Source organism: Cupriavidus sp. GW823-FHT07A04 (assembly GCF_058794615.1).
The window spans coordinates 428,380-444,556 of the sequence record NZ_JBXAHA010000001.1; the positions used below are offsets into that span (position 1 = coordinate 428,380).

16 protein-coding genes are annotated in these 16,177 nt (G+C 65.7%); 11 read left to right on the plus strand and 5 right to left on the minus strand.

Annotated elements, in window-relative coordinates:
- The first annotated feature begins 104 nt into the window (after nucleotides 1-104).
- From AC1Q7Q_RS01980 to ftsB, 10 genes are all read left to right on the plus strand, one after another.
- Nucleotides 105-1,577, plus strand: coding sequence for a circularly permuted type 2 ATP-grasp protein (locus AC1Q7Q_RS01980; protein ID WP_492372679.1), 1,473 nt, complete (start codon nucleotides 105-107; stop codon nucleotides 1,575-1,577).
- A gap of 95 nt (nucleotides 1,578-1,672) precedes the next feature.
- Nucleotides 1,673-2,626 (plus strand): alpha-E domain-containing protein, encoded by a 954-nt coding sequence (locus tag AC1Q7Q_RS01985; protein WP_441633667.1) that lies wholly within the window; start codon nucleotides 1,673-1,675, stop codon nucleotides 2,624-2,626.
- A gap of 40 nt (nucleotides 2,627-2,666) precedes the next feature.
- The gene (locus tag AC1Q7Q_RS01990; protein WP_492372678.1) at nucleotides 2,667-3,491 is read left to right on the plus strand and encodes a transglutaminase family protein; all 825 of its coding nucleotides are present in this window, start codon (nucleotides 2,667-2,669) and stop codon (nucleotides 3,489-3,491) included.
- A gap of 142 nt (nucleotides 3,492-3,633) precedes the next feature.
- The gene (locus AC1Q7Q_RS01995; protein WP_193692133.1) at nucleotides 3,634-4,455 is read left to right on the plus strand and encodes a proteasome-type protease; all 822 of its coding nucleotides are present in this window, start codon (nucleotides 3,634-3,636) and stop codon (nucleotides 4,453-4,455) included.
- 21 nt (nucleotides 4,456-4,476) lie between these two features.
- The gene (locus tag AC1Q7Q_RS02000) at nucleotides 4,477-5,298 is read left to right on the plus strand and encodes an alpha/beta fold hydrolase (RefSeq protein WP_492372677.1); all 822 of its coding nucleotides are present in this window, start codon (nucleotides 4,477-4,479) and stop codon (nucleotides 5,296-5,298) included.
- A 149-nt stretch (nucleotides 5,299-5,447) separates the two neighbouring features.
- Nucleotides 5,448-7,100 (plus strand): CTP synthase, encoded by a 1,653-nt coding sequence (gene pyrG, locus AC1Q7Q_RS02005; RefSeq protein ID WP_043344927.1) that lies wholly within the window; start codon nucleotides 5,448-5,450, stop codon nucleotides 7,098-7,100.
- A 29-nt stretch (nucleotides 7,101-7,129) separates the two neighbouring features.
- Nucleotides 7,130-8,002 (plus strand): 3-deoxy-8-phosphooctulonate synthase, encoded by an 873-nt coding sequence (kdsA, locus tag AC1Q7Q_RS02010; protein WP_492372676.1) that lies wholly within the window; start codon nucleotides 7,130-7,132, stop codon nucleotides 8,000-8,002.
- 90 nt (nucleotides 8,003-8,092) lie between these two features.
- A complete protein-coding gene (locus tag AC1Q7Q_RS02015) occupies nucleotides 8,093-8,383 on the plus strand; it encodes a DUF1330 domain-containing protein (RefSeq protein WP_006160203.1) in 291 nt (96 codons plus the stop codon).
- A 104-nt stretch (nucleotides 8,384-8,487) separates the two neighbouring features.
- Entirely contained in the window at nucleotides 8,488-9,777 is a 1,290-nt protein-coding gene (gene eno, locus AC1Q7Q_RS02020) for a phosphopyruvate hydratase (protein WP_043344931.1), read from the plus strand.
- Nucleotides 9,778-9,859: 82 nt separating this feature from the next.
- Nucleotides 9,860-10,198 carry a cell division protein FtsB gene (gene ftsB / locus AC1Q7Q_RS02025; RefSeq protein WP_174422818.1) on the plus strand — a complete coding sequence of 113 codons (339 nt, stop codon included), beginning with the start codon at nucleotides 9,860-9,862 and terminating at the stop codon, nucleotides 10,196-10,198.
- Nucleotides 10,199-10,321: 123 nt separating this feature from the next.
- Here ftsB and AC1Q7Q_RS02030 read toward each other — a convergent pair whose 3' ends face one another.
- The 3 genes from AC1Q7Q_RS02030 to AC1Q7Q_RS02040 form a co-directional block, all read right to left on the minus strand.
- Nucleotides 10,322-10,723, minus strand: a complete 402-nt coding sequence (locus tag AC1Q7Q_RS02030) for a hypothetical protein (protein ID WP_492372675.1) — start codon at nucleotides 10,721-10,723, stop codon at nucleotides 10,322-10,324.
- Nucleotides 10,724-10,849: 126 nt separating this feature from the next.
- Nucleotides 10,850-11,878, minus strand: coding sequence for an Hsp33 family molecular chaperone HslO (gene hslO, locus AC1Q7Q_RS02035; protein WP_492372674.1), 1,029 nt, complete (start codon nucleotides 11,876-11,878; stop codon nucleotides 10,850-10,852).
- A gap of 47 nt (nucleotides 11,879-11,925) precedes the next feature.
- Nucleotides 11,926-12,450, minus strand: a complete 525-nt coding sequence (locus AC1Q7Q_RS02040) for a gamma carbonic anhydrase family protein (protein WP_416048089.1) — start codon at nucleotides 12,448-12,450, stop codon at nucleotides 11,926-11,928.
- Between the two features lie 131 nt (nucleotides 12,451-12,581).
- Here AC1Q7Q_RS02040 and AC1Q7Q_RS02045 point away from each other — a divergent pair, with 131 nt between their 5' ends.
- Nucleotides 12,582-13,502 carry a ferritin-like domain-containing protein gene (locus tag AC1Q7Q_RS02045; RefSeq protein WP_241754439.1) on the plus strand — a complete coding sequence of 307 codons (921 nt, stop codon included), beginning with the start codon at nucleotides 12,582-12,584 and terminating at the stop codon, nucleotides 13,500-13,502.
- Here the strand turns inward: AC1Q7Q_RS02045 and AC1Q7Q_RS02050 are convergent.
- Together AC1Q7Q_RS02050 and AC1Q7Q_RS02055 are read right to left on the minus strand one after the other, a co-directional pair.
- Nucleotides 13,475-13,831 (minus strand): YmdA family protein, encoded by a 357-nt coding sequence (locus tag AC1Q7Q_RS02050; protein WP_492372673.1) that lies wholly within the window; start codon nucleotides 13,829-13,831, stop codon nucleotides 13,475-13,477. The genes AC1Q7Q_RS02045 and AC1Q7Q_RS02050 overlap by 28 nt on opposite strands.
- Nucleotides 13,832-14,387: 556 nt before the next feature.
- Nucleotides 14,388-16,121 carry an acetate--CoA ligase gene (locus tag AC1Q7Q_RS02055; protein ID WP_492372672.1) on the minus strand — a complete coding sequence of 578 codons (1,734 nt, stop codon included), beginning with the start codon at nucleotides 16,119-16,121 and terminating at the stop codon, nucleotides 14,388-14,390.
- Nucleotides 16,122-16,177 lie beyond the last annotated feature (56 nt).

Consider the following 16,177-nt stretch of genomic DNA (forward strand, 5'->3'; position numbering starts at 1 on the left):
GCCTCGGGTGGTGATCTCAAGGTGCTGTGCCGGGAACAACAAGCCAATCAAAACGGGATAGCCGGCAGTTTGGGCGGCACCCAAATCATGGGGGAACGGCCATCATGGCGGCGCGGTTTTTCGACGAGATGCTCGATTGGCAAGATGGCGTGGCAGCAGCAATCCACGCGGGCGAGTCCCTGCCGGCAGGTGCCGTGCGGGGGCATTACAAGCAGTTCGCGGATTGGTTGGCGCGCCAGTCCGAAGGCACCATGGACAACAAGCGCGCCGAAGCGGATCTCATCTTCCGGCGCGTGGGCATCACGTTTGCCGTTTACGGTGAAAAAGACGAGTCCAACAGCGGCACCGAACGAACCATCCCGTTCGATGTCATTCCCCGCATCTTCCCCGCCAGCGAGTGGGCAACGCTCGAGCGCGGCCTGCGCCAGCGGGTGTCGGCGCTGAACCGCTTCATCCACGATATCTATCACGGGCAGGACATCATCCGCGCCGGTGTGATCCCGCCAGACCAGATCTACAACAACGCGCAGTACCGCCCCGAGATGCTCGGCATCGACGTGCCCCGTGATATCTACGCCCATGTGGCGGGCATCGATGTAGTGCGCGCTGGCGAGGGCGAGTTCTACGTGCTGGAAGACAACCTGCGCGTGCCCTCCGGCGTGTCCTACATGCTGGAGAACCGCAAGATGATGATGCGGTTGTTCCCGGACCTGTTCGCGCGCAATCGCGTGGCGCCGGTGGCGCACTATCCCGACCTGCTGCTCGACATGCTGCGCGGCGTCTCGCCGCAGAACATCGCCGATCCCACGGTGGTGGTGCTCACGCCCGGCATGTACAACTCCGCCTACTTCGAGCATGCCTTCCTGGCGCAGCAAATGGGCGTGGAACTGGTCGAGGGCAGCGACCTGTTCGTACAGGACGAGCACCTCTACATGCGCACCACCCAGGGGCCGCAGCGCATCGACGTGATCTACCGCCGGGTCGACGACGACTTCCTCGACCCGCTGGTGTTCCGCTCGGATTCCACGCTGGGCGCGGCGGGGCTGCTCTCGGTCTACCGCGCGGGCAACGTCACCATCTGCAACGCCATTGGCACGGGCGTGGCCGACGACAAGTCGATCTATCCCTACGTGCCCGACATGATCCGCTTCTACCTTGGCGAGGAAGCGATCCTCAACAACGTGCCGACGTACATGTGCCGCCGCCCGGACGACCTGCAGTACGTGCTGGACCACATGAGCGAACTGGTGGTCAAGGAAACCCACGGGGCCGGCGGCTACGGCATGCTGGTGGGGCCTGCCGCCACGCGCGCGGAGATCGATACGTTCCGCGAGGTCGTGCGCGCGCGTCCCGAGCAGTACATCGCGCAGCCCACGCTGGCGCTTTCCACCTGCCCGACGTATGTCGAATCGGGGATCGCGCCGCGCCACATCGACCTGCGTCCGTTCGTGCTGTCCGGCAAGGATGTGCGCATGGTGCCGGGCGGGTTGACCCGCGTTGCGCTGCGCGAAGGCTCGCTGGTGGTCAACTCCTCGCAGGGCGGGGGCACCAAGGACACCTGGGTGCTGGAGCGCTGACGCGCGGCGCACGCAAGGATTGTTTGTGATTCCCGCGCTGGCCGCCGCGTTGCCGGCGGCGCGCGGGCGAACAGCGCTGTACGAGGGGACTGACCATGCTTAGCCGCACCGCCGACCATCTGTTCTGGATGGCGCGCTATACCGAACGCGCGGAGAACACCGCGCGCATGCTGGACGTGAACTACCAGACTTCGCTGCTGCCGCAATCCGCGGAAGTGGCGGAGCAAGGCTGGTGGGCCATGCTCGATATCTCCGAGCTGACCACGGTGTTCGACGAGAAGTACGGCCTGCTTACGCGCGACGACGTGATCGACTTCATGGTGCGCGACATGACCAATGTCTCGTCCATCATGAGCTGCCTGCGCGCGGCCCGCGAGAACGCCCGCGCCGTGCGCGGCTCGCTGACCACCGAGGTCTGGGAGACCATCAACACCACTTGGCTCGACGTGCAGCGCATGATCGCCGACGGCGTGCTGCGCGAGGATCCTTCGCAGTTCTTCGAGTGGGTGAAGTTCCGCTCCCACCTTGCCCGTGGCGTGCAGTTTGGCACCATGCTCAAGGATGATGCCTTCCACTTCATGCGGCTGGGCACGTTCCTGGAACGCGCCGACAATACCGCGCGGATTCTGGACGTGAAGTTCCAGGCCAGCACGGTCGACGATAGCGATCCCAATCGCGACGCCAACGATTTCTATCACTGGGCGGCTGTCCTGCGCTCGGTGTCGGGATTCGAGGTGTACCGCAAGGTGTATCGCACCGTGATCACGCCCGAGCGCGTGGCCGAACTGCTGGTGCTGCGCCCCGACATGCCGCGCTCGCTGGTGTCCAGCATGGACGAGGTGGTGTCGATCCTGGCGCTGGTGGGCAACCACCTTTCTTCGGAGACCGAGCGCCAGGCTGGTAAACTCCACGCCGATTTGAAATATGCGCGCATCGACGACATCTTCGCCGTCGGGCTGCATGCTTACCTGACCAGTTTCCTGGAGCGCATCGGCGACCTCGGCAACGGCATCAGCCGGGATTTCCTCGTGCCGCTGCTCGCTGCCTGACCTATATGAAGTGGGGAGGTTGTGCCGGCCTCGCCACATCATGAAATACAAGATTCACCACAAGACGGTCTACCGTTATGCCGAGCCGGTCCTGCGCAGCGTGCACGAACTGCGGCTCGCGCCGCGCTCGGGCCCGCTGCAGGCCGTGCAGGAATGGCAGTTGTCCGTTCCCGGCAACCTGTCCGAGGCGCGTGACGGTTTCGGCAATATCGTGCACAGCTTCACTGTGGCCGGGCCAGCACATACGCTGGTGATCGAGGCCAGCGGCGTGGTCGATGTTACGCCGCCAATGGATGCGGACGGGCCGTTCTTTTGCGATGCGCCGCCGGCTGGCGAGGCGCGTGTGTCGCCGCTGTATTACCTTGGCGGCACGCCGCTGACCGCCGCCAAGCCGGAGATGGTGCGTTTTGCCGCGCCCTACCTGGCGGCGGGGGCGACGGTGCCCGCGCTGCTGGCGCTGGCCAATGGCATCGCCGGGCGGGTGCGCTACCGGTCAGATAGCACCGATGTGGACACCTCGGCCAGCGACGCATTCGCACTGGGCAGCGGGGTTTGCCAGGACCAGGCGCAGGTGATGGTGGCATGCTGCCGGGCCCTGGGCGTGCCGGCGCGCTACGTCAGCGGCTATTTCTATGACCCGGCCGCGTCGGAATTGGCTAGCCATGCCTGGGCCGATGTCTGCGTGGATGCCGGCAAGGAGTTGTGGTGCAGCATCGACGTGACCCACGGCTGCCTGAGCGACGCGCGCCATATCCGGCTGGCGGTCGGGCGTGACTATCGCATGGCTGCACCGGTGCGCGGGATTCGCGAAGGCGGCAGCGGCGAGCGGCTGGCGGTCGAGATCGCCATTGCGCCGTTGCAGTGAATGAAGCGGTGCGCCGTGCACCAAAAACGGGCGTGCCGCACGTTTCCGGGCGCACCGGCGCGGCGCTAGAATGCGGCCTTGGCCCGGGCGACAGGCTTGGCGAAGCGCCAGGCGTGAATGTGCACCATTACAAGACAAGATCATGACGTACTGTGTAGCCATGCGGCTGGATGCCGGGCTGGTGTTCCTTTCCGATTCGCGCACCAATGCCGGTGTCGATGCGATCTCGACCGCTCGCAAGATGACCGTGTTCGAGGAGCCGGGCGACCGGGTGATGGTCTTGCTGACCGCGGGCAACCTGGCGATCAGCCAGGCGGTGCGCCAGATACTGGCGGAGGGCCGCGATGAGAAGCGCTCGCTGTGGACGGCGCGCGATATGTTCGAGGCGGCCGCCATCGTTGGCGACGCGGTGCGCCAGGTGCACAAGCACGACGCCCACGCGCTGCGCGAGGCCGGCATCGAGTTCAATGTGAGCCTGATCTTCGGCGGCCAGATCCGCGGCGAACGCGTGCGCCTGTTCCATGTGTACGCCGCCGGGAATTTCGTCGAGGCCACCCCCGAGAACTGCTATTTTCAGATCGGCGAGGCCAAGTACGGCAAGCCCATCATCGATCGCGTGGTCGAGCCGACGCTGCCGCTGGGCGAGGCAGCCAAGTGTGCGCTGATCTCGATGGACTCCACGTTGAAGTCGAATATCTCGGTAGGCCTGCCGCTGGACCTGCTGGTCTACGAAGGCGATTCGCTGCGCGTGACCCGCTTTGTCAACATTGACGAGAAGAACGCCTACTTCCGCATGATCCGCGATACCTGGGGGCAACGCTTGCGCCAGGTCTTCGGCGAGATCAACGATCCGGAGTGGGATGCCAACGCGCCGGCCGAGTTTCCGCTGGCGCGCCAGGGCGCGGGCGACCGCTGGGGCCAGCCTGTGCGCGCCACGCGCGAACGTGCCGGCACGCAGGACTGAGGGCGCGCTGCGAATACCCCGATGCGCGACATTCTGCATTTTTCGCACGCCAATGGCTTTCCGGTCAGCACCTACCGCAAGCTGTTCGGAACGCTGGAAGACGATTTCGAGATCCGCGCCGTGGACCGTTATGGCCACGACCCGAAATTCCCGGTCACGCGCGAGTGGCCGCACCTGGTCGATGAGCTGCTGGCTTCGATCGAGCAGAAGTACCGCGAGCCGGTGTGGCTGGTGGGGCATTCGCTGGGTGGTTTCCTGTCGCTGATGGCCGCGCTGCGCCGCCCGCAGTGGGTGCGCGGCGTGGTGATGCTGGATTCGCCCGTGATTGCCGGGTGGCGCGCCGCCTTGCTCAAGGCCGGTCAACGCTTCGGCCTGGATGAGCGGCCCAGCCCGGCTGCCGCGACCCGGCGGCGGCGCACGCACTGGCCGGATGCCGAGGCGGTGTGGGAGCATTTCCGCTCCAAGCAGGTGTTCGCGTCGTGGGACGAGGAGGTGCTGCGCGACTATGCGATGCATGGCACGGAGCCGACCGGCAACGACGCCGAACGCCGCCTGCGCTTCGAGCGCGAGATCGAGTACCAGATCTACCGCACGCTGCCCACCAGCCTGGGCGCGCGCGTGGCGCGCGGCGCGCCGGTGCCGGTCAGCTTTGTCGCCGGCACGCGTTCGCGCGAAGTGCGGCAATGCGGGCTCGGCGCCACGCGCAAGCTGGTGGGCGAGCGCCTGCGCTTTATCGAGGGCGGGCACCTGTATCCGATGGAGCGTCCCGGGCAGACCGCCGGGCTGATCCGCGATCTGGTCGGGCAAATGCGGGGCGACGGCGCCGCCTGCGCGCGTCCGTAGGCGGGGCAGGATCAGGCGGCGGCGCGGACGCGAGTGCGAAGCGGCGAAAGCGTCTCAGCGGCTGCCGGGCAAGGCGACTTGTCGCAAATGCGGCGCTGCAGCAGGCGGCCTCTCATGTATAATCCCGATTTCCCCGGCAAGCTCGGTTTATGACCAAATTCGTCTTCGTCACCGGTGGTGTCGTCTCTTCTCTCGGCAAGGGCATCGCTGCTGCTTCGCTCGCGGCCATTCTCGAGTCGCGCGGCCTCAAAGTCACCCTCCTCAAGCTAGATCCCTACATCAACGTCGATCCCGGCACGATGAGCCCCTTCCAGCATGGCGAAGTGTTCGTCACGGAAGACGGTGCGGAAACCGACCTCGATCTTGGCCACTATGAGCGCTTCGTCTCGGCCAAGATGCGCAAGTCGAACAACTTCACCACGGGCCAGATCTACGAATCGGTGATCCGCAAGGAACGCCGCGGCGAGTACCTCGGCAAGACGGTGCAGGTGATCCCGCACATCACCAACGAAATCCAGGCCTTCATCGAGCGCGGCGCGGCTGCGTCGCACGGTGGCAAGGCGGACGTCGCGCTGGTGGAGATCGGCGGCACGGTGGGTGACATCGAGTCGCTGCCCTTCCTGGAAGCCGCGCGCCAGATGAGCCTGCGCATGGGCCGCAACCACGCCGCCTTCGTGCACCTGACGCTGGTGCCGTTCATTGCCAGCGCCGGCGAGCTCAAGACCAAGCCGACCCAGCACTCGGTGCAGAAGCTGCGTGAAATCGGCATCTCGCCGACCGCGCTGCTGTGCCGCGCCGACCGCCCGATTCCGGACGAAGAGCGCGCCAAGATTTCGCTGTTCTCCAATATCCCGCAAGAAGCCGTGATCTCGGTGTGGGACGTGGACAGCATCTACAAGATCCCGCAGATGCTCAACGAGCAAGGCCTCGACCGCCTGATCTGCGAGGAGCTGCGTATCGATCCCAAACCGGCCGATCTTTCCATGTGGCAGCGCCTGGTCAATGCCCAGGAAAACCCGCAGCACGAGGTCACCATCGGCATGGTGGGCAAGTATGTCGACCTGACCGAATCCTACAAGTCGCTGATCGAGGCGCTGCGCCACGCCGGCATGCACACCGCCACCCGCGTGAACATCGAGTACATCGATTCGGAAGAGCTCGAATCCGGTCACCTCGAAGTGCTCAAGCCGCTGGACGCCATCCTGGTCCCGGGCGGCTTCGGCAAGCGCGGCACGGAAGGCAAGATCCGCGCGATCCAGTACGCTCGCGAGAACAAGGTGCCGTACCTGGGCATCTGCCTGGGCATGCAGCTGGCCGTGATCGAATTCGCGCGCCACGTGGCGGCGATGGCCGATGCCAACTCGACCGAGTTCAACCTGGAAACCGAACATCCGGTGGTTGCGCTGATCACCGAGTGGGTGGATCGCGAAGGCAAGGTCGAGCAGCGCTCCGCCGAGTCCGACCTGGGCGGCACCATGCGCCTTGGCGCGCAGCGCGTGCCGGTCAAGGCCGGGACCAAGGCCAGCCAGATCTATGGCCCGGAAGTCAACGAGCGCCATCGCCATCGCTACGAGGTCAACAATCACTACGTGCCGACGCTGGAAAAGGCGGGCATGGTGATCTCGGCCCGTACGCCGACCGAAGACCTGCCCGAGATGATGGAACTGCCGGAAAGCCTGCACCCGTGGTTCGTGGGCGTGCAGTTCCACCCGGAATTCACCTCCACCCCGCGCGATGGCCATCCGCTGTTCAAGGCCTACGTGGAAGCGGCGCTGGCGAGCCAGCAGAAGAAGGCGGGCTGAGCCCCGGCACCGCAAGCAGGAGATTAGCGATGAAACTCTGTGGATTTGACGTCGGCCTGGACCGGCCCTTCTTCCTGATCGCCGGCCCGTGCGTGATCGAGTCCGAGCAGATGGCGCTGGATACGGCCGGTGAGCTCAAGGCGATCACCAGCGAGCTTGGCATTCCCTTTATCTACAAGTCCTCGTTCGACAAGGCCAACCGCTCGTCGGGCCGGACCTTCCGTGGCCTGGGCATGGAGAAGGGGCTCGAGATCCTCGCCACCGTCAAGCGCGAGATCGGCGTGCCGGTGCTGACCGACATCCACGAGATCGACGAGGTCAAGCCGGTGGCGGCCGTGGTCGACGTGCTGCAGACGCCGGCCTTCCTGTGCCGGCAGACCGACTTCATCCGTGCCTGCGCGCAGAGCGGCCGCCCCGTCAATATCAAGAAGGGGCAGTTCCTGGCGCCGCACGACATGAAGAATGTCATCGACAAGGCGCGCGATGCCGCGCGCGAGGCCGGGCTGCCGGAAGACAGCTTCATGGCCTGCGAACGCGGCGTTTCCTTCGGCTACAACAACCTGGTCTCGGACATGCGCTCACTGGCGATCATGCGCGAGACCAGCGCGCCGGTGGTGTTCGACGCCACCCACTCGGTGCAGCTGCCGGGCGGCCAGGGCACCAGCTCGGGCGGCCAGCGCGAGTTCGTGCCGGTGCTGTCGCGCGCCGCTGTGGCAACCGGCGTGGCGGGCCTGTTCATGGAAACCCATCCGGATCCGAGCAAGGCCATGTCGGACGGCCCCAACGCCGTGCCGCTGTCGCGCATGAAGGAACTGCTGTCGGTGCTCAAGGACCTGGACACCCTGGTCAAGCGCAACGGCTTCCTGGAAGACAATTTCGGCTGGCCGGCGGCTTGCGCCTGAGCTTGCCGTGCCACCGCGGTCATGGCCGTCATCGGGCGGCCATGATCAGCCAAGTAGAATCAACATCATAAGAACACACGGAGATACGCCATGGCCAGCGGCTATATCATTGCCCACGTCGATGTCACCGATCCCCAGCAGTATGAAGAGTACAAAGTGCTCTCCAGCCATGCCATGAAGGTGCATGGCGCCGAGGTACTGGTGCGCGGCGGCAAGACCGAGAAGCTCGAGGGCGACTGGGCCCCGACGCGCGTGGTCGTGCTGAAGTTTCCCAGCTATGACGCGGCAAAGTCGTTCCACGACAGCGAGGAATACCGCGCCGCGCGCAAGTCGCGCGAGCACGCCGCGCGCATGAACATGATCGTGGTGGAAGGCGCTTAAGGCTTAGGCGTCAGCCAGCTCGGTCAGCTGTAGCCAGCGGTAGTCCAGGGCATGGCGCCCGTGTAGTAAGAAGTCATCAAGCATCAACAGTCCAAGAGGAATCCATGAGTGCAATCGTAGATATCATCGGTCGCGAAGTTCTCGACTCGCGCGGTAACCCGACGGTCGAGTGCGACGTCCTGCTCGAATCCGGCGTGATGGGCCGCGCGGCAGTGCCGTCGGGCGCATCCACCGGCTCGCGCGAAGCCATCGAGCTGCGTGACGGCGACAAGTCGCGCTACCTCGGCAAGGGCGTGCTGAAGGCGGTCGAGCATATCAATACTGAAATCTCCGAAGCCATCATGGGCCTGGACGCTTCCGAGCAAGCCTTCTTGGACCGCACCCTGATCGACCTCGACGGCACCGACAACAAGGCCCGCCTTGGCGCCAACGCCACGCTGGCCGTGTCGATGGCCGTGGCCCGCGCCGCTGCCGAAGAAGCCGGCCTGCCGCTGTACCGCTACTTCGGCGGGTCGGGCGCGATGCAGATGCCGGTGCCGATGATGAACATCGTCAACGGTGGCGCGCACGCCAACAACAGCCTGGACATCCAGGAATTCATGATCATGCCGGTGTCGCAAACGAGCTTCCGTGAAGCCCTGCGTTGCGGCGCTGAAGTGTTCCACGCACTGAAGAAGATCCTGTCCGACAAGGGCATGTCCACGGCGGTTGGCGACGAGGGCGGCTTTGCCCCCAACTTCGCTTCCAACGAAGAGTGCCTGAACACCATCCTGCTGGCCATCGAGAAGGCTGGCTACCGGGCTGGCGAAGACGTGCTGCTGGCGCTGGACTGCGCGGCGACCGAGTTCTATCACGAAGCCGAAGGCCAGTACCACCTGGATGGCGAAGGCCTGAAGCTGACCTCGACCCAGTTCGCCGACTACCTGGCCAACCTGTGCGACAAGTTCCCGATCGTGTCGATCGAGGACGGCATGGGCGAAGGCGACTGGGACGGCTGGAAGGTGCTGACCGACAAGCTGGGCAAGCGCGTGCAGCTGGTGGGCGACGACCTGTTCGTCACCAACACCAAGATCCTGAAGGAAGGCATTGAAAAGGGCATCGGCAACTCGATCCTGATCAAGATCAACCAGATCGGCACCCTGACCGAAACCTTCGCCGCCATCGAAATGGCCAAGCGCGCCGGCTACACGGCCGTGATCTCGCACCGTTCGGGCGAGACCGAGGACAGCACCATCGCCGATATCGCGGTGGGCACCAACGCCGGCCAGATCAAGACCGGCTCGCTGTCGCGTTCGGACCGTATCTCGAAGTACAACCAGCTGCTGCGCATCGAGGAAGATCTCGGTGATATCGCCAGCTACCCGGGCAAGAGCGCGTTCTACAATCTGCGCTAAGCTCGTGCCATGCGCCGGCCGCGCACAATGCCGTGGCCGGCGCATGACGCAACTTCCTTTTTTCGCTTAAGCGCCAGAATCCATGCGCCTGATCTCGTTGCTGTTGTTTGTGCTGTTGCTCGCCATCCAGTATCCACTATGGCTGGGCAAGGGCGGCTGGCTGCGTGTGTGGGATATGGACAAGCAGGTGCAGGAACAGAGCGCGCACAACCAGGCGCTCAAGCTGCGCAACGCCAAGCTGGAAGGGGAAGTGAAGGACCTGCAGGATGGCACCGGCGCCATTGAGGAGCGTGCCCGCTATGAGCTGGGCATGGTCAAGGATGGCGAGGTGTTCGTGCAGTTCGTGGCACCGGCCCCCAAGGTCAGCGCCACGCCGCCGCTGCCGCCACCGGCGAACTCCCCGGCATTCAATCGCCACTGACTGGCGTCTTTCCCGTTTTCTATCTCGTAGCGTCTGCCGCCGTTGCTCCGCAACGGCATGGATGAAGCATGCTCGCGTCCTTGGTTGCTTGCCGCACCAGTTTCGTCGGCCGCTTACCGCTGCTTACCACCAGTACGGATAGCCACCGTAGCCCCAGCCCCGGTATCCCGGGCTGCTGAATCCGACTCCGCCGCCCCAGTGCCCGCCGCCCCAGCCGCCGTAATACAGGTTCCAGCTAGGCGAGGGATAGGCATAGTAGCTTGCCGCCCGCGCCATGGCTTGCGCCTGTTGCTGGCGGGCAATCGCGGCATCCTGCTCGCGCAGTACCTGGCGGTTCAGCTCGCCGATCTTCTGGATGTCTTCCGCGGTGACGGGAGGCGGCGGCACGGCGTTGGGCGCCAGGCGGGCCGTCGGCGGCGAGCCGTTGAGGTCGCGCGGCAACTGGGCGCAGCCGCCGCAGGCCAGCACGGCGCCAAGCAGCATGGCGCTGATTGTGGCGCACGGGTGAGAGGACAAAGCGGACATGATGATTCCCTGACTCTGGTGGGGCGCTGACGCTTGGACCCCGGCGCAGGGCAGAAAGGTTCCTGCCGTTGCGCTTCGCATCATGGTTCGCACCGTCGCTCGCATCGCCGTCCCGCGCGTTGCCGCTCAGTGCTGCTGGCCCGCGCCGTCGCCGGCGCCGGTAGCCACGGGGACCGGCGTGAACAGCTGCGCGCAATCGACCGGGTCGAAGTGGTACTGCTGGCCGCAGAAATCGCATTGGATTTCCACTTCGCCGCGTTCCACCAAGATGTCTTCAATCTCCACGCGGCCCAGGTTCTGCAGCATGCCCGCCACCTTGGCGCGCGAGCACGAGCATTGGAAGTGCGGGGTCAGCGGCTCGAACACACGCAGGCCGGTGGCTTCCAGGTCTTCCCAGAACAGGCGGCGCAGCAAGGTGTCCGGCGTCTCGGCCAGCAGTTCGGCGTCCTTCAGCGTGGCGCCGAGCTGGCAGGCACGGTCCCAGGTGTCGAGGTCCTGCGCGCGGGCTGTGTCCGCCAGCGGCGCGCCGGTTTCGCCCACTTGCGCGGGCTCACGCTCGGCGTGGCCTTCCAGCGTGCCACCGTAGGAGGGCAGCTTTTGCAGCAGCATGCCTGCAGCGACATTGTCGTCGGCGGCCAGCCATAGCCGCGTGTCGAGCTGCTCGGACGTCTGCATATAGTGCTCGAGCACGGCGGTCATGGATGTCATCGGGCCATGCTTGTCGGCCAGCGGCACGATGCTCTGGTACGGCTGCTGCCCGGGCAGCTTGTCCTGCGGGTCCAGCGTGATGGCGAAGCGGCCGTGGCCGCTGACGTTGACGAGATCCGCCAACGTGGCGTCGTCGGCCAGCGTCACGCCTTCGGCCAGCTTGGCCGTTGCGCGCATCGACAGGTCGGACAAGCATTCCACCACCAGCATGCGCACCGGGCCATCGCCGTGCACTTGCATCACCAGCGCGCCGTTGAACTTCAGGTTGGCCGAAAGCAGGGCGGCGGCCGACATCATTTCGCCCAGCAGCCGGCGCACCGGCGTGGGGTAATGGTTGCGGCGCAGCACTTCTTGCCAGGTGGCCTGCATGCGTACCAGCTCGCCGCGCACGGGGGCCGCGTCGAACAGGAATTTCTGCAGGGTGTCAGGGGTGGTGGTGTCAGTCACGATGATCCGTCGGTAAATCGGAGCCGCTGGCGCGGCGCCTTGGTCGCTTAGTCGATGCGTTTGAGTTGTGTCTTGTACATGGCCTGGCGGGTGGCGTAGGTCTCGGCATTGCGATACAGGTTGGCTACGTCCTGCTCGGTGAGCTCGCGCACCACCTTGGCCGGCGCGCCGAGGATCAGCGAGCGGTCCGGGAACACCTTGCCTTCGGTGACCACGGCGCCGGCGCCGACAAGGCACTCCTTGCCGATCACCGCACGGTTCAGGATCACCGCCTGGATGCCGATCAGCGAGCCTTCGCCCACGGTGCAGCCGTGCAGCATGGCCTGGTGGCCGATCGAGACCTTGTCGCCGATGGTCAGCGGGCAGCCGGGGTCGGTGTGGAGCACGGTGCCTTCCTGCACATTGCTGGACTCGCCAACCACGATCGGCTCGTTGTCGCCTCGGATCACCACGCCTGGCCATACACTGGCACGTGCCTTGAGCATCACGTTACCGATGATGGTGGCCTCCGGCGCCACGTAGGCATCCGGATCGATGGTGGGGGCAACGTCGCCGAGCTGGTAAAGCGCCATGGGGTCTCCTGCACAAGTTCGTATGGGTATATGGGGTTTGCCGCCGGGCTTTAAAGGGTCGTGGGCGGGCCTGCTGGCATAGGGTGCCACCTGCCGGGCCCTACAATGGCGGCAAACCGGATTTTACGCTTATGCCAGCAAACCTACCCGATGCCGCGTCTCCTGGCGCCCCTGACCCCGATCGCGGTGCCGCGCCTGGCGCTTTATCCGGCGTGGCGGCGCCGTCCTTGCGCCGCCAGGCGCTTGCCATCCTCTGCCTGAGCGACGCGCACGAGAAGGCCGCGGCCACGCGCCGGATGCGGCTGGCGGCCGAGGCCATGGCGCCGGAGGCCCTGGGCATCGGCGAGGCGATCGCGGCCGAGTTGCCGCTGCCCGGCCGGCCGCCGCTGCCCGAACTGGTGGCGCCGCAGCGGGTGGAGCGCAGGCGGTCCATCCATACGCCCGCCGGCCGCGCGGCGCTGATCCACGCGCTCGCGCATATCGAGTTCAACGCGATCAACCTGGCGCTGGATGCCATCTGGCGATTCGACGCGATGCCGGTGGCCTTCTACCTGGACTGGCTGCGCGTGGCCGACGAGGAGGCGCTGCATTTCAGCCTGCTCGCGCAGCACCTGGCCACGCTGGACGCGCGCTACGGCGATTTTCCGGCGCACAACAGCCTGTGGGAGATGGCGGACAAGACCGCCGGCGATGTGCTGGCGCGCATGGCGCTGGTGCCGCGCACGCTGGAGGCGCGCGGGCTGGATGCCTCGCCGCCGGTGCGCGCCAAGCTCGCAGCCGCCGGCGATCATGAGGCCGCCGCCATCATCGACATCATCCTGCGCGACGAGGTGGGTCACGTAGCCATCGGCAACCGCTGGTACCGCTGGCTGTGTGCCTGCCGTGGCCTGGACCCCGTCGCCACCTACGCCGAACTGGCCGCGCGCTACCAGGCACCGCGCCTGCGGCCGCCCTTCAACCTGGCAGCGCGCCGCGCGGCGGGTTTCGACGAGGATGAGCTGGCGTGGCTCGAGGGACAGGCCGCTCAGTTGTATTCCGTCACCACGACATAGCCCTGCTTGCCGGCGCTACCGGGGCCTGCTGTGAATTGCACGGGCACGACCGAGGCGCGCGCTGCCGCCAGTTGGACGACCCGGCCAGGCAGCAGCGGCAGGGAGGCGGACTCCGCGGCATGGGTGCCGTTTGCCGGGCAATTGACCGAGGCGGTCCCGCTCGTGCTGATTTGCGTATTGCAGGGCGGCGCGACGATGGCCCCCCGGAAGTAGATCACGCCATCCGCGGCCCACGCGGATACCGAAAGCAAAGCACTCGCCAGGGCCAACGGCAGCCGGAGCGCGAAGCGGTGGGAGGCGGCGCGGCCGGTGCTTGCAAACGTGCTCATCGTGATCTCCTGTTCGTCATTAACTTGAAGCACATTGGGAAATTTCTGCGTGCTCTTTGGGAACTTTATTTCCCAAGATTGGGAAAAACAATCAAGATAATCCGAGTTTTCCCAACCCTTTTTTTTGCACTACTCTGTTAGGTCAGGTTGCGGAATGTGCTGCTATCCACCGTGCTGATGCTACTGAGGGGTATAGGAATTACCCTTGTTAAAAGGGCGAAAATGGAATGGTTCCGATTGGCATTTATACGAATAATCTTATAAATTTTTCGGAAAAAATGAGCTGGCATGGATGCCCCCTCCTGCGACTGGAACGTGTGGTCTGATCTGCCGAATGGGATGCGCCATAGCGATGCGCTCCGCATGTCCTTGCTAACGTCAGATTCGGCGAAAACTTGACTGTCGGGAGGGCGACGCATATCGATGCGCGCGATCGGTTGTCCGTGGCGCGGCAGGTTGTGCCGGCCGGACGCTGGGAGGCGGGGCTTGGAGGGCGGGTTTGAGCGCCAGGGACAGGGGCGGGTGCGAGCCTTGCGGCCGCACCCGCCTGCCAGTGCTACGGGCGGGCTGGCGCGGCGCGCCGGGCTTCGATCTCGCGCAGCGCGCGCCGCTGGATCTTGCCAGTGGTGGTCATCGGCAACTGCGCGATGAATTCGATGATCTTGGGATATTCATACGGCGCTAGCTGGCCGCGCACATGCTGCTGCAGCTCGGCGACCAGCGCGGCGTCGGCCTGCGCCGAACGCACAATCGATGGCACCAGCACGATGAATGCCTTGACCACCGCGCCGCGCTCCGGGTCCGGCGAGGGCACCACCGCGCAGTTCGACACGGCGGGATGCTTGAGCAGGCAGTTCTCGATCTCGGTCGGGCCAATGCGGTAGCCGGAGGATTTGAAGACATCGTCGGCGCGCCCCTGGTACCACAGGTAGCCGTCTTCGTCGATGCGCGCCAGGTCGCCCGTGCGGCACCAGCGCAGGCCATCGCGCTCCAGGTACTTGCCGGCGGTGGCGTCCTCGTTGCGCCAGTAGCCGAGGAAGAACACGGGGTCGGGATGGCCGTGGGCGTCGGTGCTGCACACGGCCACCTCGCCGTCCTCGCCCGCCGCGCAGGGCCTGCCTTCGTCGTCGACCACGGCGATGCGATGGCCGGGGTAGGGCCTGCCCATCGAGCCCGGGCGCGCCGGCCAGCCTGGCTGGCCATCGTTGTTCTGCGCGGTGCAGTTGCCCACGATGTAGTTGATCTCGGTCTGGCCGAACATTTCGTTGACGACCACGCCGAGCGCGTCGCGGCACCAGGCGAAGACGGTTTCCCCCACGGCTTCGCCCGCGCTCATCAGCGCGCGCAGGTGCAACTGGTAGTGCTTGCTCGGCGCGGGGCAGGTTTTCATCATCTGCTTGAGCGCGGTGGGAAACAGGAAGGTATTGGTGACGCGATAGCGCGCCATCAGCGCGAAGGCGGTCTGGGCGGAGAACCTGCCCTGATAGCCCACGATGGTCTTGCCGAAATACAGCGTGGGCATCAGTGCGTCCCACAGCCCGCCGGTCCAGGCCCAGTCCGCGGGGCTCCAGAACACGTCGTCAGCCTGAGGAAACCAGTTTTGCGAACAGACGAAGCCGGGGAGGTTGCCTATCAGCGCGCGGTGCGGGATCAGGGGGCCCTTGGGCGGGCCGGTGGTGCCGCTCGTATAGATCAGCACCGCCGCCTCGTCGGCTTTGGTCACGACTGCGGTGAACGCCGGCAGCTCGGCCGCCAGCAGCGCATCCCAGTCGTGCTCCGCGCGGCCCACGGCGGCACCGGCGCCGATCACCGTGGCCAGCGCCGGGCACTCGGCGCGCGCGGCCAGCACGTTGTCGATGGAGGATTCGTCTGCAATCGCCACGCACGCCTCGCTGTGCTGGAGACGGTACGCCAGGGCTTGCGGGCCGAACAGCATCGACAACGGCATGGCGATGGCGCCGAGCTGGTAGATCGCCATATGCGCAATCACCGTCTCGATGCGCTGCGGCATGACGATGCCCACGCGGTCGCCCCGCGCCACACCCAGCGTGCGCAGCGCCCGGGAGAGGCGATCGGCCTCGGCCTGGATGAAGGCGTAGCTGTAGCTGGCGCGGCGCCCGTCCTCGTGCTCGGTGTGGACCGCGATGCGATCCATCGTGGCCGGGTCGCGCGCCCAGCGGCCGCAGCATGCGTCGGCCAGGTTGAAAAACTCCGGCACATGCCAGTGGAATTGCGAGTGTAGCGCGGGATAGTCGTCGCGCCGGCTTGCTGGCAGGGCAGGTGCGGCCATGCTGGGTCTCCTGGGTTGCGTTCGGGATGCGGGCCGGGCCGGCTTGCCGCTATAAT